The organism is Solitalea agri (assembly GCF_023914155.1).
Taxonomy (GTDB): domain Bacteria; phylum Bacteroidota; class Bacteroidia; order Sphingobacteriales; family Sphingobacteriaceae; genus Solitalea; species Solitalea agri.
In genome coordinates this window covers 407,205-429,893 of the sequence record NZ_JAMWYS010000024.1, presented here as the reverse complement: position 1 = coordinate 429,893, position 22,689 = coordinate 407,205, and the positions used below count along the sequence as shown (strand labels likewise).

General features: G+C 40.2%; 16 protein-coding genes. 13 read left to right on the top strand and 3 right to left on the bottom strand.

The window, feature by feature from the left end; genetic code table 11:
• Positions 1–167 precede the first annotated feature (167 nt).
• From NF867_RS06585 to NF867_RS06535, 11 genes are all read left to right on the top strand, one after another.
• Positions 168–3,302 (top strand): SusC/RagA family TonB-linked outer membrane protein, encoded by a 3,135-nt coding sequence (locus NF867_RS06585; protein ID WP_252587005.1) that lies wholly within the window; start codon positions 168–170, stop codon positions 3,300–3,302.
• Positions 3,303–3,319: 17 nt separating this feature from the next.
• Entirely contained in the window at positions 3,320–4,888 is a 1,569-nt protein-coding gene (locus NF867_RS06580) for a RagB/SusD family nutrient uptake outer membrane protein (RefSeq protein ID WP_252587003.1), read from the top strand.
• Positions 4,889–4,915: 27 nt separating this feature from the next.
• Complete coding sequence (locus NF867_RS06575; protein ID WP_252587000.1) at positions 4,916–5,914, top strand: IPT/TIG domain-containing protein; 999 nt, start codon at positions 4,916–4,918, stop codon at positions 5,912–5,914.
• A gap of 103 nt (positions 5,915–6,017) precedes the next feature.
• Positions 6,018–7,322, top strand: a complete 1,305-nt coding sequence (locus NF867_RS06570; RefSeq protein ID WP_252586999.1) for a glycoside hydrolase 5 family protein — start codon at positions 6,018–6,020, stop codon at positions 7,320–7,322.
• Positions 7,322–9,577, top strand: a complete 2,256-nt coding sequence (locus tag NF867_RS06565) for a glycoside hydrolase family 3 N-terminal domain-containing protein (protein WP_252586996.1) — start codon at positions 7,322–7,324, stop codon at positions 9,575–9,577. Before NF867_RS06570 ends, NF867_RS06565 begins: the two co-directional genes overlap by 1 nt.
• Before the next feature lie 55 nt (positions 9,578–9,632).
• On the top strand, positions 9,633–10,886 hold the full coding sequence (locus NF867_RS06560; protein ID WP_252586994.1) for a glycoside hydrolase family 26 protein: 1,254 nt from the start codon (positions 9,633–9,635) through the stop codon (positions 10,884–10,886).
• Positions 10,887–10,998: 112 nt separating this feature from the next.
• Complete coding sequence (locus NF867_RS06555; protein WP_252586992.1) at positions 10,999–12,237, top strand: glycoside hydrolase family 27 protein; 1,239 nt, start codon at positions 10,999–11,001, stop codon at positions 12,235–12,237.
• 3 nt (positions 12,238–12,240) lie between these two features.
• A complete protein-coding gene (locus tag NF867_RS06550; protein ID WP_252586991.1) occupies positions 12,241–13,323 on the top strand; it encodes an SGNH/GDSL hydrolase family protein in 1,083 nt (360 codons plus the stop codon).
• A gap of 30 nt (positions 13,324–13,353) precedes the next feature.
• Positions 13,354–14,352: an L-glyceraldehyde 3-phosphate reductase gene (mgrA, locus tag NF867_RS06545; RefSeq protein WP_252586988.1), complete on the top strand. Its 999-nt coding sequence runs from the start codon at positions 13,354–13,356 to the stop codon at positions 14,350–14,352.
• 3 nt (positions 14,353–14,355) lie between these two features.
• Positions 14,356–15,378 carry a glycoside hydrolase family 5 protein gene (locus NF867_RS06540; protein ID WP_252586986.1) on the top strand — a complete coding sequence of 341 codons (1,023 nt, stop codon included), beginning with the start codon at positions 14,356–14,358 and terminating at the stop codon, positions 15,376–15,378.
• A complete protein-coding gene (locus tag NF867_RS06535; protein ID WP_252586983.1) occupies positions 15,378–17,348 on the top strand; it encodes a sialate O-acetylesterase in 1,971 nt (656 codons plus the stop codon). The genes NF867_RS06540 and NF867_RS06535 overlap by 1 nt, the downstream gene beginning before the upstream one ends.
• Positions 17,349–17,397: 49 nt before the next feature.
• On the opposite strand, the gene NF867_RS06530 is transcribed toward NF867_RS06535, so the two are convergent.
• From NF867_RS06530 to NF867_RS06520, 3 genes are all read right to left on the bottom strand, one after another.
• Positions 17,398–18,081 carry a DUF1345 domain-containing protein gene (locus NF867_RS06530; protein WP_252586981.1) on the bottom strand — a complete coding sequence of 228 codons (684 nt, stop codon included), beginning with the start codon at positions 18,079–18,081 and terminating at the stop codon, positions 17,398–17,400.
• A 98-nt stretch (positions 18,082–18,179) separates the two neighbouring features.
• The gene (gene cysM / locus NF867_RS06525; protein ID WP_252586980.1) at positions 18,180–19,088 is read right to left on the bottom strand and encodes a cysteine synthase CysM; all 909 of its coding nucleotides are present in this window, start codon (positions 19,086–19,088) and stop codon (positions 18,180–18,182) included.
• A gap of 16 nt (positions 19,089–19,104) precedes the next feature.
• Entirely contained in the window at positions 19,105–19,917 is an 813-nt protein-coding gene (locus tag NF867_RS06520) for a serine O-acetyltransferase (protein WP_252586978.1), read from the bottom strand.
• A 268-nt stretch (positions 19,918–20,185) separates the two neighbouring features.
• Here NF867_RS06520 and NF867_RS06515 point away from each other — a divergent pair, with 268 nt between their 5' ends.
• On the top strand, positions 20,186–21,970 hold the full coding sequence (locus NF867_RS06515; protein WP_252586976.1) for a chloride channel protein: 1,785 nt from the start codon (positions 20,186–20,188) through the stop codon (positions 21,968–21,970).
• Positions 21,971–21,982: 12 nt separating this feature from the next.
• Positions 21,983–22,657: an SGNH/GDSL hydrolase family protein gene (locus NF867_RS06510; protein WP_252586973.1), complete on the top strand. Its 675-nt coding sequence runs from the start codon at positions 21,983–21,985 to the stop codon at positions 22,655–22,657.
• Positions 22,658–22,689 lie beyond the last annotated feature (32 nt).

Here is a 22,689-nt window from a genome sequence, read left to right as displayed (position 1 = left end):
GTAAAAAAAATATCGATGATTATTTGATGATTTACCGCTTTCTATCAATTGCTTAATTGGATGTTGTGCAGGTGATAAGTATTTGCATATTAATAAATGATAAAATAGTATTATATGTTATTCCTTATAGCATATAGATTTGAAATGACCAATTTATGTATAAGAACATGCGAAAATTTCTACTAACAGTAATGCTGTCGGCAACGCTGGTTGTGTGTTTTCAGCTTTTCGCCCAGGCGCAAAACAATACGGTTACAGGAACCGTAACCGATGGGCAAGGCGTTCCACTTCCAGGAGCAACCGTTTTAGTGAAAAAATCTACGGTTTCAACAGCAACCAATCAAGATGGTAAATATTCCATCAATGCATCAAAAGGCTCAACGCTAACATTTTCCTTTATTGGAATGGTAACCAAGGAAATTACAGTTGGAAACTCCAACGTGATTAACGTGGCAATGGAAGACGAGAGCAAAAAGCTTCAGGAAGTGGTTGTAGTTGGTTACGGTACTCAAAAAAGAGCCGATGTAACCTCTTCAATTGCCTCAATTTCAGCAAAAGATTTAAAAGACCTTCAGGTTGCCGGTATCGATCAGGCTTTACAAGGTAAAGTATCAGGCGTAACAGTCACCAATAACGGTGGACAGCCGGGTGGAGGGGTATCCGTACGTGTACGCGGTATTACCTCTATTAATGGTAATGAACCATTATATGTGATCGACGGAGTTCCGATTTCGGCCACTAAAATGACAACTGCGCAAGATCAATTAGGCGGTATGCCTGGTCAAACTACTCAAAGTGCCATTGCAGGTGTCGATCCTAATGACATTGCGTCAATCGATATTTTGAAAGATGCATCAGCACAGGCTATCTACGGTTCTCGTGGTGCTAATGGAGTGGTGATCATCACTACTAAAAGAGGTAAATCAGGCGAAGGAAAACTTTCTTATGATTTTTATATCGGTCAGCAGCAAACTCCTACTCGCTTAAACATGATGAATTTAAGTCAGTACGCTACTTATCAAAATGAAATCATGAAAGAAATGGCTGATGTAAACGGTACAGAATATTTTCCAATTGGAGAATTTGCCAATCCTTCAATTTTAGGTAAGGGTACTGATTGGCAGGATGCAGTTTTCCAAACAGGCTTAATGCAAAATCACCAATTATCGTTTAGCGGAGGTCAGGAGAAATCAAGCTATTACCTTTCATTAAACTATTTTGATCAGCAAGGAACGATCATTGGATCAGGATTCGACCGTTTATCATTACGTTTAAATTTAGATAATCAGTTAAAAAGCTGGTTAAAGGTAGGTGTCAGCTCGTTTTTAACGCGCACCAACCAGAGAACCACCTTAACCAATGGATCAGAAGCAGTTGTTAACTGGGCAACCGGAAACAGTCCTGCTGCTCCAGTAATGTCAGGTGATGATTTTGCCGGTCCGATTAACGTGGGCGGTTACAATTACGGCAGTCCATACAACCCGGTAGCGTACGCAACCTTGCGTGATGTTGGAGGGGTAGATTCTCGTGCAAATGGTAACGTTTATGGCGATATCATTTTCAATAAGCACTTTACTTTAAAAAATCAATTTGGTTTCAATTACAGTGTAACTGAAAATAAAGCATTCCAGCCTTATGCTACTAGCGGAAGTTTCATCATCATGTCTCCAAGTAAGCTAGTTGAAGACAGAGGTGTTGGAACATTCTGGCAGTTAAGTAACTATTTAGATTATAACCAAAGCTTCGGAAAACATAATGTAAATGCTCAGTTGGGTCACGAATCGTCAGAGTCTCATTATAATGGTTTAAATGCTGCTCGTCAGAATCTGACAATGAATTTCCAGTCGATCAATGCAGGTTCTGCAACTGATCAGTCAGTAGGTGGAGGTATTTATGAAAATGCCTTAGAATCCTACTTTGCTCGTGCAGGATATTCATACGCTGACCGCTATTCAGCGAACTTCTCTATTCGTCGTGATGGTTCTTCTACATTCGGACCAGATAAGCGATATGGTTATTTCCCTTCTGGCTCACTTGGATGGACAATCACCAATGAAAACTTTGCCAAAGACTGGAAAGGACTTAACTATTTGAAATTTAGAGCTGGAGCTGGTGTGGTTGGTGGTCAAAACTGGCAAGGATCGAATGCATATGCTACCAATATTCGTTTGTTTCCTATTGCTCCGTTTGGCCCAGGTGGTATTCCTGATAATGTTGGTAACCCTGGTTACCAATGGGAAGAAACAGTTTCTTATAACACCGGATTAGATTTCGGATTTTTAAGTAATAGGATCGAATTATCGGTAGATGCCTATAAGAAATCAACTTCTAACATGTTAATGTTTGCCAAATTGCCGGTTTATTCTGGTATTGGAGACCAATGGAATGATATTAAGGCACCAGTTGTTAATGCCGGTGAAATGACCAATACCGGTTTCGAGTTTAAATTAACTACTTACAATATTAATAAAAACAATTTCTCTTGGCAGTCGAACTTAGTTCTCTCAACTTATAAAAACAAATTGAATAAGTTGAATAACGAATCGGCCGCAATTTACACTTATACAGAGTACTCAAATGCGGTAACTTTAACCAAGTCCGCTCCAGGTGGTCCTGTAGGTCGTTTCTTTGGTTACGTTACTGATGGTTTATTTACTTCAGAAGAGCAAATCAGAAACAGCGCTGATCAGCAAGTTGGTATCGGACCTAAAGGCACCTGGTTAGGTGATGTTAAGTACAAGGATATAAGTGGTGACGGTAAAATTGATGCTGCCGATATGACCTATATTGGTAATCCTAACCCTAATTTTACTTTCGGTTTTACCAATTCATTTAAATACAAAGGATTTGATCTGTCATTGTTCTTACAAGGTAGTCAAGGAGGCGACATCTTAAACTATTCGAAGAAAATTACTGAAGGTATGGTGGGTGTTTATAACAATCAGCTAACTGATGTAGCAAACCGTTATACATCAACCAATACAAGTACTTCTATTCCTCGCTTTAACCCTTGGCATCAACAGAATATTGTAATGTCTGATCGCTTTATTGAAGATGGTTCATACTTACGTATTCAAAACCTGACCCTTGGTTATAATTTACCTGCGCGTATCATTTCTAAGGCAAAACTTTCGAATGCGCGAATTTATTTAACAGGCCAGAACTTATATACTTTCACCAAGTATACCGGTTTCGATCCTGAACTAGGTGCGTTTAATAATAATGCCTTGATGATGAATGTGGATAATGGTAATTATCCTACCCCACGTACATTCACCATGGGAGTTAACCTAACCTTTTAATTCTAATGACGTTTCAAATGAAAACAAAAATATTAGGCTTAACAGCGGCAGTACTGCTTTCTGTTACATCATGTAAGGAGGATTTCTTAGATCGTCCTTCACAGAATGCGCCAACCCTTGATACCTATTATACTAATGCCGAGCAGGTTAATGCGGCAACGGGATTGTTGTACAATACCATTTGGTATGAATACCAGGATAAAGCATTCCATTCTATTGGAGAAGTGCTAAGTGGTAATATGTATACTAACGATTCGAAGTACGCTACTTTTTACAATTTCACGGTTTCAGGCAACGATGAACAGGTGAGCCGTAGTTGGTACTCTTTCTATAAGCTCGCCGGTAATGCTACCGTACTAGTGAAATCTTTTGAGCAGAAGAAGGGACAGGTTAGTGAGGGATCTTACCTTGATAAAGGTATTGCCGAATCCCGTTTTATGCGTGGTATGGCTTATTTCTACCTGGCACGTGTTTTTAAAGATGTGCCAATTGTGGAGGACCCTGTAAAACTTGCTACTTCTGGCTCCTATAACGTTCCGCGTTATCTTCAGAGTGATGTTTTAAAATTTGTTATTGAAGACTTAAAAGCAGCCGAGGCTGGTTTAAATGAAACAGATGCTCCCGGACGTGCTACAAAATATGCTGCAAAGGGAATGTTGGCTAAAGTGTATTTATACATGCATGATTATGCCAATGCAAAAGCCTATGCTGAGCAGGTGATCAATTCGGGTAAATATCAGTTGTACAGTGATTATAATAAAATGTTTACCAGTTCAACTGCTAATAACAATTCTGAATCATTGTTTGCTCTTCAATGGAAAGCTTCAGGAGGTTATTCAATAGGTAACCCAATTCAGGCTTATTGTGGTCCTTCAACTTTATTGAAACCTACCACAGGAGCAGGCTGGTCGGCGATTATTCCTTCAATTGATGTTTTACGTTCTTACGAACCTGCAGATAAACGTCGTCAATGGTCCGTTATGGAGCATGGTTTCTCTCGCCCTGACTGGAAAAACGTAAACTTCCCTAATGGATTTACTTATGATACCACATGGGTTAACTCAAATGACGATGCTACGAAAGTTAAAACCGGTACCCGTTCTAATGCACTTAAATACGTAGTTGGTCCGGGTTCAAATGGCGAAGCTGTTAATGGTACTTCAACCGATATCTGTACTTACATTTTACGTTATGCTGATGTATTGTTGATCTATGCTGAAGCAGTATTAGGTGATCAGGCAAGTACTTCTGATGCAAGCGCTTTAAAAGCCTTTAATGATGTTCGTCATCGTGCAGGTTTCTCGCCTTCGGTTGATAAAACTTCGCTTACCAAAGATATTATTCTTCATGAGCGTCGTGTAGAGTTTGCTTTCGAAGGCGATTATTGGTTCGATATTCAACGTCAGGGCTTTGCTAAGGCTAAGCAAATGATCGATGCGCAAGAGCGTGGTATTTACAATTGGAATGGAGTAGTGGAGCATGTTGGTGTTACCCTAAGCTCTGAAAGTCAGTTGTACCTTCCAATTCCGTCGAACGAAGTTGCAGCTAATCCTTTGTTGGCTCAGCCTGCCGTTCCTTATTATTAATAGATATTACTCATATAAGTATTTAATATGAAAAAAGTAATTAAAAGTATAGCCATCTTATCAATAACTGCACTTGCTATTGCAGGTTGTAAGAAAGATGATCTAGGTGTAGAGAATCCAACCATAAAGGAGATAAGCGCAAGTGAAGGCTCTGGAGGGGATGTGATCACTATTACCGGAAGTGATTTAGCAGAAGTGGAATCGATTGTTTTCGATAATCACAATGTTCCTGCAAGTTTTAACCCTGTGTTTAACAATCCTGGTGCAATTATTTTCCGTGTGCCAGATACAGCTTACGGGGGTGCCCAGAACATTTTGATTAAAAACTCAAAAGGTCATCAATTGACAGTTCCGTTTTCTGTAATTGCATTACCTACCATTACAACGGCTTACCCAACTGATTTTGCAGCGGGTTCAATGGTAACAATTACAGGTAACAACCTCGAAACTGCTGAGAAGGTGGTACTTGACGGTACTACTTCTGAAGCTACTATTGTTTCTAAGTCTCGTAAAGAGTTAGTAATCAAAATGCCTTCGTCAACCTTAACCAAGGCGAAACTTAGAATCACCAACTCTTCAGGTGATAGGGTATCGACAATGGATTTCATCAATGTCGACGCTGCTTATTCAATATTTACTGAATCATTAACTTTTGATAACTGGTCATGGGGTGGAAACTATACACCTTCTTCAGAGACAGCAGTAACCGGTGAAAAAGGTATTAAAGGTGATATGGTAGGCAACGCATGGGGAGCTCTATCATTGCATTCTAGTGGAGTATCTTTAGCACCATATAATTCAGTAGGTTTCTGGATCAAAGGAGGTACGGCAGTTTCAACCTATCGTTTCTACGTAAACTGGCAAGAAATGCAAACCATTACTGTTCCTGCCAACCAATGGACCTATTTCACTTTCCCTCTTTCAATTTGGAAGAATAAAGGAATTACGTCGATGACAGATATTATCTGGCAGGTTGAAGGCGATGGTCAGTTAATCTACTTTGACAACGTTGTTTTAATAAAATAGTAGATACAATACATTTAGAAGCCTGTCCCATTATGGTTACAAATCGGTAATGGGCAGGTTTTTTTATGACTAATAAATTCAAAACGTAGTAAAAAATTAGTGTATGCGCGTAATCCGAAGCTCCTTTTTTGTGCTTATAGCTGCATTGTTTGCTTCTGCAACCTTTGCCCAATCTCCGTTTGTAAAGGTTAAAAACAACCAGTTTGTAGTAAATAATCAACCTTACTATTATATCGGCACCAATTATTGGTATGGCGGTTTACTGGCTTTGGTAAAAGACAAAAAACACGGCAAGGAACGACTAAAAAAAGAGCTCGATTTTTTAAAAGCGCATGGTGTTACCAATTTAAGGGTGTTGGCCGGTTCAGAGGGCGTTGGATTAGTGAACGGTGTTGAACGGGTTAAGCCTACCTTGCAATCTAAGCATGGCGAATTTGATGAAACCTTGTTAGAAGGTTTAGATTATTTATTGTTTGAGATGGGTAAACGCAAAATGCATGCGGTGCTTTTCTTGAGCAATAATTGGGAATGGAGCGGCGGCTTTCTTCAGTATTTAAGCTGGAACAAAGCAATTACCGACTCTACAATGAAAAGTAAACTCAACTGGGATGACTTGAGAGACAACACCAGTAAATTTTACAGTTGCGATGCTTGTATAAGCGATTACAAAAAACAGGTGAGCCTGATTGTAAATCGTGTTAATAAGTACAGCAAAATAGCTTATATAAACGATCCAGCTATTATGGCCTGGGAGCTGGCCAATGAGCCAAGACCAATGCGCACTTCAGCGGTTGAGGCGTATAAAAAATGGACCTCAGAAATGGCATCGTTTATTAAGTCAATGGATAACAACCATTTGGTAACTCTTGGAACTGAAGGCATCATGGGTACTGATGAATCGGCAGAATTGTTCGAACAGGTTCATCAGCCTAAACAAATAGATTATCTCACATTGCATATTTGGCCAAAAAACTGGAGCTGGTTTAAAGACACCAGCATTGTTCAAGGCCTCGATTCAGTGATTGCAAAATCAACACGATACATTATTCAACAGCAAAAAATAGCCGATAAACTTCAAAAACCTCTAGTGGTAGAAGAGTTCGGATTGCCAAGAGACCTGCATTCGTTTTCGCCTCAGGCAACTACTACAGCGCGTGATACTTACTACAACGCCATATTTTCTGAATGGCAAAAAAGTGTGGTAAATGCTGGTTCGGTAGCCGGGTGTAATTTCTGGTCGTTTGGCGGTACAGCACGCCCAGTAAAAGGACAAACATTTTGGAAAGAGGGAGATGACTTTATGGGTGATCCTCCTCAGGAAGAACAAGGATTAAATACAGTATTCGATAGTGATAAATCAACCTGGAAACTAATTAAAAAGTTTACCAGTGCAACAAACAACAAATAATGAAAAGAAAATTGCTTACATACCTGTTTTCTGCATCAATGTTAACAGGATATGCTCAAAATAATCCGTCTACCATGATTGATCAAAAAGTGAATCAGTTGGTTGGGCAAATGACATTGGAAGAAAAAGTGGGGCAGATGACCCAAATCAGTGTTGAAGCTTTATTGAAAACAACCAATGGAGTTGTTAACGAACCACATGAAATTGACCCGGCAAAACTTGCCATTTGTATTCAGCAACACAAAGTAGGCTCAATTTTGAATATCGGTGGTGATGCTCAAACCAAAGAGAACTGGCAAACACTTATTCAAACTATTCAGGCAATGGCCTTGAAAGAGCGTTTGAAAGTTCCTGTTTTATATGGTATTGATGCTATCCGCGGAAATAATTATACGCTTAATACCGTTCTGTTCCCTCAGCAAATTGCACAGGCGGCTTCGTTTAATCCATCGATGATACAGAAAGCATCACAAATTTCGGCTTATGAAACTCGTGCTTCTTTTATTCCATGGACTTTCAGCCCGGTACTTGACCTGGGTCGTCAACCTGTATGGCCACGCATTTGGGAAACCTTTGGTGAAGATCCGTATCTGGTAGGAGAGTTGGGTAAAGCTACTGTTGAAGGCTTTCAGGGAAATAATCAGGTAACAGACAAGTATCATGTTGCGGCCTGTTTAAAACATTATATGGGCTACAGCATGCCATTGAGCGGGCACGACCGTACACCAGCCTGGATACCGGAACGTGAAATGCGTGAATACTTTCTGCCACAGTTTGCTACTGCTGTAAAGTCAGGTGCCAAAACCGTAATGGTAAACAGTGGTGAAATAAATGGGCTTCCGGTTCATGCTAACAAACATATTCTGACCGATATCCTAAAAGGAGAGCTTAAGTTCGAAGGTTTTGCTGTAAGCGACTGGCAGGACATACAATACCTGTATCAACGTCATCGCATTGCAAAAGATAATAAAGAAGCGGTGATGATCGCAATTAACGCAGGGATTGATATGAGCATGGTACCAACGGATTATACTTTCTGCGAAGATTTGATCGCTTTGGTAAAGGAAGGGAAAGTTCCAATGAGCCGTATCGACGATGCCGTAAAACGTATCCTTAAGGTAAAATATGAGGTAAACCTGTTCGATAATCCAAGCGGAAATAACAAAGATTATCCATTAGTGAACAGTGCCGAGCATAACAAGGTAAATTATGACGCTGCCGCTGAATGTATCACCTTGCTGAAAAACGCTAACAACGTCCTTCCTCTTTCTAACGGTAAAAAACTATTGGTTTGCGGACCGGCAGCTAACTCAATGCGTGTATTAAATGGCGGTTGGAGTCGTAACTGGCAGGGAACTAACAGTAACGAAACTGAAAAAGACAAGAACACCATTTTAGAAGCTATACAGAATCGTTTTGGTGCTGCCAATGTTGAGTATGCCGAAGGTGTAACGTTTTCTGAAGAAAAGAACATTGACGAAGCGGTGTCTAAAGCAGCAAATACGGATGTGATTGTGCTTTGTATAGGTGAAAACAGCTATACCGAAACTCCGGGAAATATTGATGATCTTACTATTTCGGCTCCTCAGATTGCTCTTGCCAAAGCTTTGGCTAAAACCGGAAAGCCGATCGTTTTTGTCTTAACAGAAGGTCGTCCAAGAGTTATTTCGTCAATTGAAGGATTAAGTTCAGCAGTTTTACATACCTATTTGCTGGGTAATGAAGGCGGGAACGTGGTGGCTGATGTTTTATTGGGTAAAGTGAATCCAAGTGGTAAACTGCCATATACCTATCCTCGTCATCCAAACAGCTTGCATAATTACTACCATAAATACTCCGAAACGTTAGAGTTTGACCAATGGGGTGGATTTAACCCTCAATGGGAGTTTGGCTTTGGTTTGAGTTACACTTCATTCAGTTATTCAAATCTTAAACTAAGCAGTAATCAATTAACCGATGCTAATGCCATTACGGTTTCTGTTGATGTGCGCAATATCGGCAGTGTTGTCGGAAAAGAAACGGTTTTACTTTTTGTAAGCGATCAAGTGGCATCCGTTACCCCTGAAGTTAAGCGTCTGCGTGCATTTGATAAGATTGAATTGAAACCGGGCGAAACAAAAACGGTTTCGTTCACAATTGATAATGACAAACTTTCATTCATCAATCATTCATTGCAGCGTGTTACCGAAAACGGCGATTTCGTGCTTTCGGTTGGTGGCCTAAAAGCTGATTTTAAATACTTAGGAAATCTGTAACCCTCTAAAGGGTATGCTTAACGTGCTTTCGTAACAGTTTTTAATACAACCCAAAATGAGAAAACATAATTTATATAAATCGATAGCTGCAACCCTCCTAATGGGGGTTGTGCTATTGGCTTCATGTAAAAAAGGATCCGATGATCCAACGCCCGATGATCCAAAGGTTGATCCTCCGGTAGTGGAACCTCCACCTTCACTGGCAACTGTTCGCTCATGGTTAACGGATAAAAACGCTACAGAAGAAACGGCAGCCCTGTTTTATAACCTGAAGAAAATGGCTAAAACCAACGTTCTTTTTGGTCATCAGGATGCTACCAAACGAGGTGTTACCGATGCGAGTACACAATGGGCCAATGAACAACAGTTTTCGGGTGTGTCTAGCTTAAAGTCGGATGTGAAAGATGTTACCGGGGCCTATCCGGCTGTATATGGTTTTGATTATTTGCAGATTTCGGGCTTCTTTGATGATACCTGGGGTTGGTTTGGGTATGAAAAGCAAATCGCACGTCAGTTATCTATTGAAGCATATAACCGTGGTGGAGTTTGTACCTATAGCTGGCATTATGGTAACCCGGTTTCAAAAGGGAGTTTTTATTGGAGCGATTCTCCGGTGGAAGCGGTTAGTAAAATATTGCCGGGCGGTAGCGAACATGAAACGTTTAAAAACTCATTGAAAGTAGTTGCCGATCATGCTAAAACATTAGTTGGAGCTGATGGCAAACTGGTGCCGGTTATTTTTCGTCCGTTTCATGAATTTGATGGTGATTGGTTTTGGTGGGGCAAAGCACATTGTACTGCCGAACAATATAAAGCATTATACCAGTTTACGGTTACCTACTTACGCGATGAGTTAGGAGTGCATAACTTTATATATGCCTGGTCCCCTGGAGAGTCGTATACTTCGGAAGCGCAGTATTTAGAGCGTTATCCGGGTGATGCTTATGTTGACTTGGTAGGAACTGATAATTACGGCGATATGAAAGTGATCAGCAATCCGACAGCTGCTGCCAACAAATTTAAAATCGTTTCAGATTATGCCAAACGCCAAAACAAACTGGCTGCATTAACAGAAACCGGTTTGCAAAAACTTACAAAATCTGATTGGTACACACAGATCTTGTTAAAATCGCTGAAACAAAATAAGCTGGAGTTTTGCTACGCCATGGTGTGGGCCAATACTAAAGACGCTTATTGGACACCTTATAAAGGTCATCCGGCGGAGAGTGATTTTAAAATGTTTAAAAACGATCCATACATGATCTTTGGCGACAAGCTAACCGCCACAACGATGTATAAAATCAAATAAAAGATAAGAGTTTATTATACTCTGTGTAACGCTGTGCCACTCTGGGGTTATATTCTCTCTCAAAAGTTGAATCACTGGGTTACACAAAGTAGGTTATACCAATATAGATTAGATGAAAAAGTTTAGTTTTTTAGCACTGCTCATTTCAATAACCATTACCGCATTCTCTCAAGGAAACAATTACGTTCAGAATTACAATAAGTACGAAAACCTTGCTTTAACTCCGCCAATGGGCTGGAACAGTTGGAACAAATTCGCTTGCAATGTGGATGAAAACATGATCAGGCAAATTGCTGATGCCATGGTTTCAACTGGAATGAAAGATGCTGGTTATACCTATATCAATATTGATGATTGCTGGCATGGAGATCGTGACAGCTTAGGTTTTATTCATCCTGATCCTTTACGTTTTCCTTCAGGTATGAAAGCCCTTGCCGATTATGTTCATTCCAAAGGATTAAAAATCGGTATTTATTCTGATGCTGGTTCTCAAACCTGTGGCGGCAGACCTGGTAGTCGTGGATTTGAATTTCAGGATGCCATAACTTATGCGGCTTGGGGAATCGATTATTTAAAATACGACTGGTGTAATACCGAAGGTTTAAAGGCCGATGGTGCTTACAAAACTATTACCGCGGCATTACGCAGAGCAGGAAGACCTATTGTGTTAAGCATTTGCGAGTGGGGAAATGATAAGCCTTGGGAATGGGGCCCGCAAGTGGGTCACTTATGGCGCACAACCGGAGATATTTACAATTGCTTTGACTGTATAAAAGATCATGGCACCTGGAAAGCTTTTGGTGTAATGCAGATTCTGGATAAACAGGATGGTTTAAGAAAATACGCCGGTCCGGGGCATTGGAACGACCCTGACATGATGGAAATCGGAAACGGACAATTAACGCCTGCTGAAGATCGTGCTCACTTCTCGATGTGGGCCATGTTGGCAGCACCGTTGATCGCCGGAAACGATATTCGTAGTATGGACAAAGAAACCCAAGACGTATTGACCAATAAAGATGTTATTGCCGTAAACCAGGATTCACTGGGTGTGCAAGGCTTTAAACATGAAACCCGTGATAGTGTTGAAACCTGGCTAAAACCAATGAAAAATGGAGCATGGGCGGTTTGTTTCCTAAACAGAAGCACGAAAGTTAAGTCGATTGAATTTAACTGGCAGGAAAAGCCTATTGTGGATGAACTTTCGAAAAGAGAATTGAACACTGCCGTTCGTCAATATAAAATGAAAAACCTTTGGACGAAGAAAGATGCCGGAACTACTAAAAAAGTGTTAAAGGCAACAGTTCAGGGCCACGATGTTTTGATGCTTGCTTTAACAGAAATTAAATAGCAGATGAAATTGAACCTTCGAAATATACTTTTAGGAATTTTGATGATGATCGGCAGTTCGGTTTACGCAGCCTCCGTAACAGATTCATTGGCTTTTTTTAAGGCAAGTGAGGCTGTCATTCAATACACCGGCCGCATCGATTTCTCAAATCCCAACTTGCCTCGTTTCTGGCAGCCTGGAGTATATATTAAAATCGGATTTAAGGGCCCGTATTGTCAGCTTCATATCAATGATGAGGTGCTTTACGGTTCGTCGCACAACTACATAACCATTGTAGTTGATAATGGCAAGCCTCAGCGCATGCAATTGAAAGAGAAGAGCAATGTGATTAAGGTTGCCGAGAATTTAAGTGAGGGTGAACACACGGTGCTTATTTGTAAAGATACTGAAGCCAATATTGGTTATATAGAATTTGCAGGGATTAACTGCCTGGAACTTACGGCTCTGCCCGACAAACCAAAACATTTGATTGAGTATATCGGCGATTCCATTACCTGTGGTACCGGAGCTGATGTTTCAGAAGTTCCTTGTGGAAAAGGAGCCTGGCACGATCAGCATAATGCTTACTTAGCTTATGGCCCGATAACAGCCCGGGCGCTTAATGCGCAATGGCACTTATCGTCGGTTTCGGGAATTGGTTTAATGCACAGCTGTTGCGATATGAACATTATCATGCCCCAGGTTTTTGACAAGGTGAGCATGCGTGATAATAAGATCAAGTGGGATTTTAAGAATTATCAGCCTGATGTGGTTTCGGTTTGTTTAGGGCAAAATGACGGTATTCAGGATGCAACTGCGTTCTGCAATAATTACATCGCATTCGTTAAGTTGTTACGAGTATATTATCCAAAGGCCACTATCGTTTGCATCAGCAGTCCTATGGCCGATGAAAAGCTGCGTAACTTCCAGAAAGAGCAGTTAAGTGCCGTTGTTTCAGCTTTAAAGGCTTCGGGTTTTAAAGATATTTACATGCATTGTTTCGAAAAAAGTTATAACGCTGGCTGCGACTGGCACCCGAGTTTAGCCGAACATCAGGTAATTGCTGCAGAATTAACGGATTTCTTGAAGAAAATTATGAAGTGGTAATTATATTTAGTGTCGAAATAACACTATAGTATGTACACACCTTCAACTACTCGCTACAAAGACATGAAATACAACCGCTGCGGTAAAAGCGGTTTATTATTACCGGCTGTTTCTTTAGGCTTATGGCATAATTTCGGATCGGTAGATGTTTTTGATAACGGACGATCGATAATCAGACAAGCATTCGACAGGGGCGTAACCCATTTCGATTTGGCTAATAATTACGGACCTGAACCTGGTTCGGCAGAAGAGAACTTTGGCGAGATCCTGAAAAAGGATTTTAGCGGCAACTTGCGCGATGAACTGATCATTTCAACCAAAGCAGGTTACACCATGTGGCCGGGTCCTTACGGCGATTGGGGTTCAAGAAAATATTTGATATCGAGTTTAGATCAGAGTTTGAAACGCATGAAACTCGATTATGTGGATATCTTCTACTCGCATCGTCCTGACCCTGAAACCCCGTTGGAAGAAACTATGGGAGCCTTGGATACTGCCGTAAGAAGCGGTAAAGCTCTGTACGTAGGACTTTCGAATTACAAAGCCGAGGAAGCGCAAAAAGCAATTGAAATTTTAAAACAATTGGGTACACCTTGTCTTATCCATCAACCTAAATACTCCATGTTTGAGCGTTGGGTAGAAGGCGGATTACTGGATGTGCTGGAGAAAAACGGCGTGGGCTGCATTCCGTTTTCACCATTGGCGCAGGGAATGTTAACAGATAAATATTTGAAGGGAATTCCTGAAAATTCAAGGGCAGCTAAATCACATGGATTTTTGCAAACGAGCGATATTACGGAACATCGTTTACAACAGATCCAGCAATTAAATAACATAGCACAACAACGTAAGCAGTCGCTGGCACAAATGGCGCTGGCCTGGTTACTGAAAGATAATCGAATTACAACCGTATTGATCGGAGCTAGCTCGGTGGCACAGCTCAACAACAACCTCGATAGCTTGAATAATTTATCGTTTACCAATGATGAATTAACGGCCATTGAAGCAGTTCTCGGTCAGAAAGAATAAACAATGAGAAAAAAACTATTTCTTTTCGTTTTTGTAAATGCCGTTTGTGGACTTATCGCAGCGGCATTTGCACAAACTGCTCCCAGTGCAACTGATCAGCATGGAGCTTTAAGTGTTCAGCACAATATAATTGTCGATAAAAATGGTGTTCCGCCTCAGCTAAGAGGAATCAGCATGTCGTGGAGCATTTGGGCTGGAAAGAAATATTACAATAATAATGTTGTCGATTGGCTGGTGGATGATTTTAAAATCAGCGTATTGCGTGCTTCCATGGCGGTGCAACCTGATGATGGTTACCTGCAGCAACCCGAGCAGCAACTACAGTTAATTACGCAAACCATTGATCGGGCAATTGAAAAGGGTGTGTATGTATTAATTGATTGGCATGATCATAATGCCGAAAAGCATCTTCAGGAATCAAAAGCATTCTTTGTCCAAATGGCAAAACGTTATGCGGGTAAACCAAATGTGATCTATGAGATTTGGAACGAGCCCGAACATCAGTCTTGGCCGGTGATTAAACAATATGCAATAGAGGTTATTAACGAAATCAGAAAATACGATGCTGATAATTTAATAATTGTTGGCAGTACCAAATGGGATCAGGAGGTGGATGTAACCGCCAAAGATCCAATTACAGGCTTTAAAAATATTGCTTATTCTTTTCACTTCTATGCTTCTGATCCAAATCATCAGGATCGATTACGTTCAAAGGCGGAGAAAGCCATGAAGAAAGGCTTGCCGCTTTTTGTCACCGAATGGGGAGTGGGCGAGTCTAATGGCGACGGTGTTTTCGATTTGAAGAAAACAGAAACCTGGTTCAATTGGATGGAAACACATAAACTAAGTTGGGCCAACTGGAACATTACCGATAAAAAGGAAACTACCGCTTTGTTAAAGCCAGGGGCTAATGTTAACGGTGGCTGGACTGAACAAGAACTAACTCCTGCCGGAATTTATATCCGCGAGCAGTTAAGAAAGTTTAATAATCCTCAGAAATCATCCGAAACACAATCCAACAACTAATGAAAAAAGCCGCCTTACTTTTCGTTCTGTCTGTTTTTGCTAGTACGCTAAAAGCCGAAGTAAAATTACCTGCATTGGTGGGTGATCATATGGTTTTGCAACGCAATAGGCCTATAAATATTTGGGGATACGCCAATTCGGGTGAAGCTGTTACTATCGACTTCGCTAATAAAACAGTAAAAGCTACAACTGCCGCTAATGGTAAATGGACTGCTCTTTTACCGGCAATGAAAGCCGGAGGGCCTTATCAAATGAAAATTAAAGGAACGAATGAGGTCCTTTTAAACGATATTTTAATAGGTGATGTGTGGATCTGTTCAGGGCAGTCGAATATGGATTTCCCTTTGAAAGATGCTAGTAACGGTACCGTTGCAGTTGAGCATTCAGCTAATAATCAAATCAGGCTGTTTACGGTTGAAAAGAAGATCTTTTTACAACCACAGGAAGAGGCGAGGGGACAATGGTCGGTTTGTTCTCCCGAAACAACTAAATGGTTTACGGCGGTAGGTTATTTCTTTGGAAAAGAGCTTAATCAAAAACTGAACGTTCCAATTGGTTTAATTCACTCATGCTGGGGTGGAACAGTGGTGGAAAGCTGGATCAGTGTGGATGGATTGAAAGGTGAAGCAACTTTTGGCAATAAAGCATTACAAACGGCCACATTCGATACATTAAGCTATAACAACGAACATCGGAAACTGAATGACAATTGGATGATCAAATTCGATAATAGTGATTTGGGAAAATTGGATGGAAAATATGTTTGGGCTGGCAATAATATCAATACCAGCGACTGGAAACCAATTCAATTGCCAACAGTCTGGGAGTTTTTAGGTAAAGGTGTGTTTGAATACCTGGATGGAGTGGTTTGGTTTCGTAAACAGTTTTATTTAACGGCCGAAGATTTAAAATCAGATTGCATGGCCAGCTTAGGCTATATCCAAAATAGCGACATAACTTTTGTAAATGGAATTCAAATCGGTTCTTCGACTGATAAATGGGGACTGATGCGTAACTACACTATTCCGAAGAATTTACTGAAAGAAGGTGAAAATACCATAACCATCAGAGTGAACAATTATGGAGGCGACGGTGGTTTTGCTGCAAAAAAAGAAGATTTCTATATTAAAACTTCATCCGGAATTGCATCCTTAGCCAGCACTTGGCAGTATAAGGTGGGTTATAAATTGTCGGTTTATGACAGACCAGAGAAAGAATTTGGTCCGAATACATCGCCTTCAGTTTTATATAATTCGATGATCAGTCCCTTAGTAAACCTTTCTATCAAAGGAGCAATCTGGTACCAGGGCGAATCGAACTGGGATAGAGGCTATCAATACCGCGATCTGTTTCCTCGGATGATCACCGATTGGAGAACCCAATTTAAACAAGGCGAATTCCCCTTTCTGTTTGTGCAGCTGGCCAATCATCATCAGAAACAGGATCAGCCGCAAAATGCCTATTGGGCAGAGGTTCGTGAAGCGCAGGATATGACACTAAAGCTTAAAAATACCGGAATGATTACCGCTATTGATTTAGGAGATGCCGGTAATATTCATCCAACCAATAAACAGGATGTAGGTCTGCGCCTAGCTTGGGAAGCCGAACGAACAGTTTATAAAGTTTCACAAGTTGGTCCGGGGCCTCGTTTTAAATCGGTGGAGTTTAAGGAGGGTTTTGCATTAGTTAAATTCGATAACGTTGGTTCGGGTCTTAAAATGAAGGATCAGGCTTCGTGGTTGGGTGGTTTCGCAATAGCTGGTGCAAATCAGCAATTTGTTTGGGCCGAAGCTACTATTATTGACAAAAACACCGTAAAGGTTTATCAAAACGGTATCTCGCAACCAATAGCCGTTCGCTATGCCTGGGAAGATAACCCTGCCGATGCAAGTTTATATAGCAGTGAAAATTTACCTGCCTTTCCTTTCAGAACGGATGATTGGAAGCGAATGACGGCTGAAAATAAATAGGTATTGAATATTAGTAAAATCACTATAAGATGTTAAGAGTTGAAATAACTTATTTATTCAACCCTGCAATAATATTAATAGTGAGCGCCACTACAAACGTGTTTAAGCAAAAAGAAAGCAAACCATGTAAAAGTGCAGTTCTTCGAATAATTCTTGATGATATCTCAACATCCGAAACCTGGAAAGTCATTCCGATAACGAATGAGAAGTAAGCAAAGTCAATATAATCGGGTTTCTTTTCTTTAGGAAACTCCAGGCCTTCTCCAACAGGACTTCCCATTTCATCGTCATTATAAAACAGCTTTGCATAGTGAAAGGTAAAAGTTGTATGAACCAACGACCATGATGATAGGATAGCGACAATGACGATAATCAGGTAGGAGAAAGCAGAAATTTGCGAATAATCTTTTGAAAGCATTAGCAGTAAAACTGTGAACATACTCGCAAAAGAAGAAAGTAAAACGATTACAAAAACAAATATTCGACTGCCGTCTTCTTGCCGGGCATGGTGTTTTATATCATCCACCGAAAAACTAAAAAAAACTATCCAGCTGGATGCTACAAAGCTAAAAGCAAATATATCCCATAAAAAAACGATTAGGATCAATAAGCTATGAATAGCATTTTTAAATATGAAAAAGGCTGCCAATGAGAATAGCAGACTAATTAATACCCTATGTAAAGGCTTCAGGAGTGCATTAATACTGTAATGTACCTTTTTATTTGCAGACATATGATTTGTTGAATGCCTCAAGTTAATAAGTTTTATCTAAACGCAACATAGCCCATACTTTTAAGGCATGGGCTATGTGATTTATATTGATTTAGGAATTAGACACCAAACAGATCGGAAGATAAATAACGATCGCCTCGGTCACAGATGATACATACAATCACGCCTTCGTTTATCTCTTCTGCCAAGCGTAAAGCTGCTGAAACAGCTCCGCCCGAGCTCATTCCACCAAAAACACCTTCCAGCTTAGCGAGTTTACGAGTAGTATCAGTGGCTTCTTCCTGCGAAATATCCATTATCCGGTCAACACGTTCAGGTTCAAATATTTTGGGTAAGTATTCTTTTGGCCAACGACGAATACCCGGTATCCTTGAATTATCAGTAGGTTGGCAGCCAATAATTTGGATATCAGGATTTTGTTCCTTTAAGAATCTTGAAACTCCCATAATCGTACCTGTCGTTCCCATCGACGAAACAAAATGAGTAACGGTGCCCTGGGTATCGCGCCAAATTTCAGGTCCTGTAGTACGATAGTGCATGCCGTAATTATCAGGGTTGGCAAACTGGTTAAGCATTAAATAACCACCTTTGGCAACCTGTTCATGAGCATAATCAATTGCCGCTTCCATAGAGCCTTCGGCTGGAGTAAGCGTAACCTTAGCCCCAAAAGCTTCCATAGTTAAAACGCGTTCCCGGGTAGAATTCTCAGGCATAACCAGCTCAATATTCACATCAAATAAGCAAGCAATCATGGCTAAAGCTATTCCGGTGTTACCACTGGTAGCTTCAATAAGCTTCATGCCCGGTTTTAACTCACCACGGTCCAAAGCGCCTTTTATCATACCATAGGCCGCACGATCCTTTACACTTCCTCCAGGATTATCGCCTTCTAACTTTGCTAGAATTTTAACACTTGGTTTTGTATTTAATCGAGCCAATTCAACCAGTGGAGTATTGCCAATAAGGTCAACTAACTTATTTGTCTTTAATTCAGTAATTGTATTCATAATTAATGCAGTTGAATTATTCATCCATTCCCATTTCAATGTATTTATTCTGACTCTGATGGTAAACCTTTGAGTAAGGTGCTATACTTGATGTCAGCCAAACGTTACCCCCAATAATAGAATCATGGCCAATAATGGTTTCTCCTCCTAAAATGGTGGCACCTGAATAGATTACCACATTGTCTTCTATTGTTGGGTGGCGTTTCAACGATGCCAAATTTTTGCTTACACTTAATGCCCCAAGGGTTATGCCTTGATACATTTTTACATGTTTGCCAATTTCACAAGTCTCACCAATGGTAATTCCTGTGCCATGGTCTATAAAAAAGTGTGTGTCGATTTGTGCACCGGGATGGATGTCAATACCGGTTTTAGAGTGTGCATGTTCCGTTAAAATTCTCGGAATTAGTGGTATATCGAGTTTATGCAGTTCATGAGCTAATCGGTAATAGGCAATAGCCAAAAAGCCCGGATAAGTTCGCACCACCTCAAACTCGCTTCTGGAGGCCGGGTCGCCTGTGAAAATTGCATTCATGTCAGTGAGTAACACTTCATAAACATAAGGCAACCGGTCCATAAATTGTTTAACCAAACGTTTGGCATCCGCTGGTAATACATGTTGCATGGTAGAGAGCATTTCCACCCACAACTCTTCTTGCTTTGCAAATTTATTGGCAAGATCATCGGTGCATAAATAATGCTTATTGGTCTTCTCCGGAAACATTAGTCGGAGTAACTTTTTTGCCAAACGATAAATCTCCGTGTTCGAAGGGTAAGTTCCTGTCGAACGATGCTTGTCGAGTAATATTTGAAGAAATTGTTTGTCCATTACTATGATAAATACAAATATCAGGCTAAGCTTGTTTAAAATAGAATATAAATTTTTCTTTCTGCTTGAAAGGCAGTTTGTTATCTGTTTCCGATTAATTTTATAGTTAAAACATCGGCTTAGTGGGTTATAGAGTTCTGCAAATGTATTTGTTTATGTATAGCATGACAAACATTTTGTTTTTTTAAGTACAATAAAAAACACAATTGAAAATTGTGATGAATGGGGAGTTCATTCATTTTTCATTATAAAATGGTTAATTTGAAACATGTTTACTATTAAATGGGTTCGAAAACCTATCTTTTGGCTCAAGCAAAAACTCTCCAGAAATCAATTTCTTATTTTTTCAGGAATCATTGTTGGGCTTACAGCGGGAATGGCTTCCGTTATTCTAAAGACGCTGGTTCATTATCTGCATCTATCCTATACGATCGATCTGCCTTATAACTCCGACCGCATTCTAGTCTATTTTCTTCCGTTGATAGGATTGGTTTTGTGTGTGTTTATTACCCGTTATTTTTTTAAAGGGCGTGATGGCCGCGGCCTTGTGAATATTTTAAATGATATCGCAGTACGTTCAAGCTTGGTAGAGCGTACGAAAATGTACTCTCAAATTTTTACAAGCTCAGTTACTGTTGGTTTGGGTGGTTCCGCAGGTTTGGAAAGCCCGATTGCAGTAACAGGTTCGGCAATAGGTTCTAATTATGGTAGGGTATATGGACTCAATTACAAAGACCGGACACTTTTGCTGGCAGCTGGTGCAGCAGCTGGTATTGCAGGCGCTTTTAACGCACCTGTAACAGGAATTATGTTTGCAGCCGAAGTTTTGCTTGCCGGTATTGGTATAACGGAGTTTATACCCTTGATCATCGCTTCTGTTTGTGGCGCACTCTGCACCAAAATCATTTTCAATGAAAATATTCTTTTTCAGTTTAAATCACTGCAGGTGTTCAATTACTGGAATGTGCCTTTTTATCTTGTTTTGGGTGTTTTCTGTGGATTATTGTCAATTTACTATGCAAGTATGACCGAAAAAGTTGAGCACGCTTTATCCAAATTAAATTCAATGCCTTATGGTAAAGCTGTTGTAGGTGGATTGATTTTGATAGGGCTTTATTTTCTTTTTCCACCCTTAATGGGCGAAGGATACGAAAGCATTAAAAAGCTTGCCGACGGCGACGCTGCCAATGTATTTGCATCAAGCTGGTTGGGGACTAAGTTTAGCCCTTCTGTTTGGATTATTACCTTATTTATTGGTGTGGTTGGTTTGATAAAGGTTTTTGCCACATCTGTTACTATTGGCAGTGGCGGAAATGGAGGAAACTTTGCTCCTTCATTATTTGTGGGTGCTTATGTAGGATATTTCTTTTCCACTTTTTTTAATTTACTGGGTTTTGATCGTCAATTACCGGTTTCAAACTTTACCTTAGTAGGCATGGCCGGTATTTTAAGCGGCGTAATGTATGCTCCCTTAACAGGAATCTTCCTGATTGCCGAGGTCACCGGTGGTTATGATTTGATAATACCGTTGATGATCGTTTCAGTTTCGGCTTATTTAATTGCTCGTACCGTCCATAAGTTTTCCATGGATACCCGTAAACTGGCTGAAAAAGGAGAGATATTTACCGATGATCGTGACAAGAACTTGTTAAGTGCAATTAAAATGGCCGAGTTTATTGATAATAGCCAGCAAACATTGAAACCAACCGATAATTTAGCAGAGCTGATTCGCTTGTATCGAACCGACAAACAGGACCGGTTTGCCGTGGTTAATGAGGAGAATCATTTGCTAGGTATTGTCACTTTCGATATGGTACGCGATGAAGTGTTCAATATTGATGATCAGGAAAATGTTTTAATTGGAGACAGAATGTCAAAGCCTTTAGCAATTATTCATATAAACGAATCGCTCCATAAAATCATGAGTACATTCGACGCAACCAAAAGCTGGTATTTGCCGGTTGTGGAAGATGGTGTTTTTAAGGGTTTTATTTCTAAATCAGCTATTTTAAACAGTTACCGCAAGCAACTGATCGTTCACTCCGGATACTAAAATTTTGATTCAATGCGACATTCAAAAATTATTTTATCTATTGCCATTATGCTGCTTACAATAAGCGCCGGATTTATTGCACCTAAGAAAAAGGTGGTGTTTTTTGGTGATTCAATTACCCAGATGGGAGTTAATCCCGGAGGTTATATCTGTCGATTAGACAGTTTGCTGAAAACAAAAGTACAGGGAAATAATCATGAATTAATTGGCGCTGGAATTGGCGGTAACAAAGTATATGATCTTTATTTACGAATGGATGATGATGTACTGGCGAAAAATCCGGATGTGGTGGTGATTTGGGTAGGCGTTAATGATGTATGGCATAAAGTATGGGGAACAGGAACTGATGCCGATAAATTTGAAGTTTTTTACAAAGCCATCATCAAAAAACTGCAAGCGAGAAATATAAAAGTGATTCTTTGTACTCCAGCTGTAATTGGAGAGAAAACCGATTTTACCAATCAAATGGATGGAGATCTGAATAAGTATTCACAAATAATACGTGATCTTGCCAAAACCAATAATTTGCCTGTTTGTGATCTGCGTAAAGTATTCCTGGAGTACGATAAGCAAAATAACCCTGAAAATAAGGAATTCGGGATTTTAACCACTGACAAGGTTCACCTTACTGATAAAGGTAATGAACTGGTTGCTGAAGAGATGCTAAAAGTAATTGCTGGTTTTTAAACTGAATTTCATAAAAAAGCCCAAAACCCTGT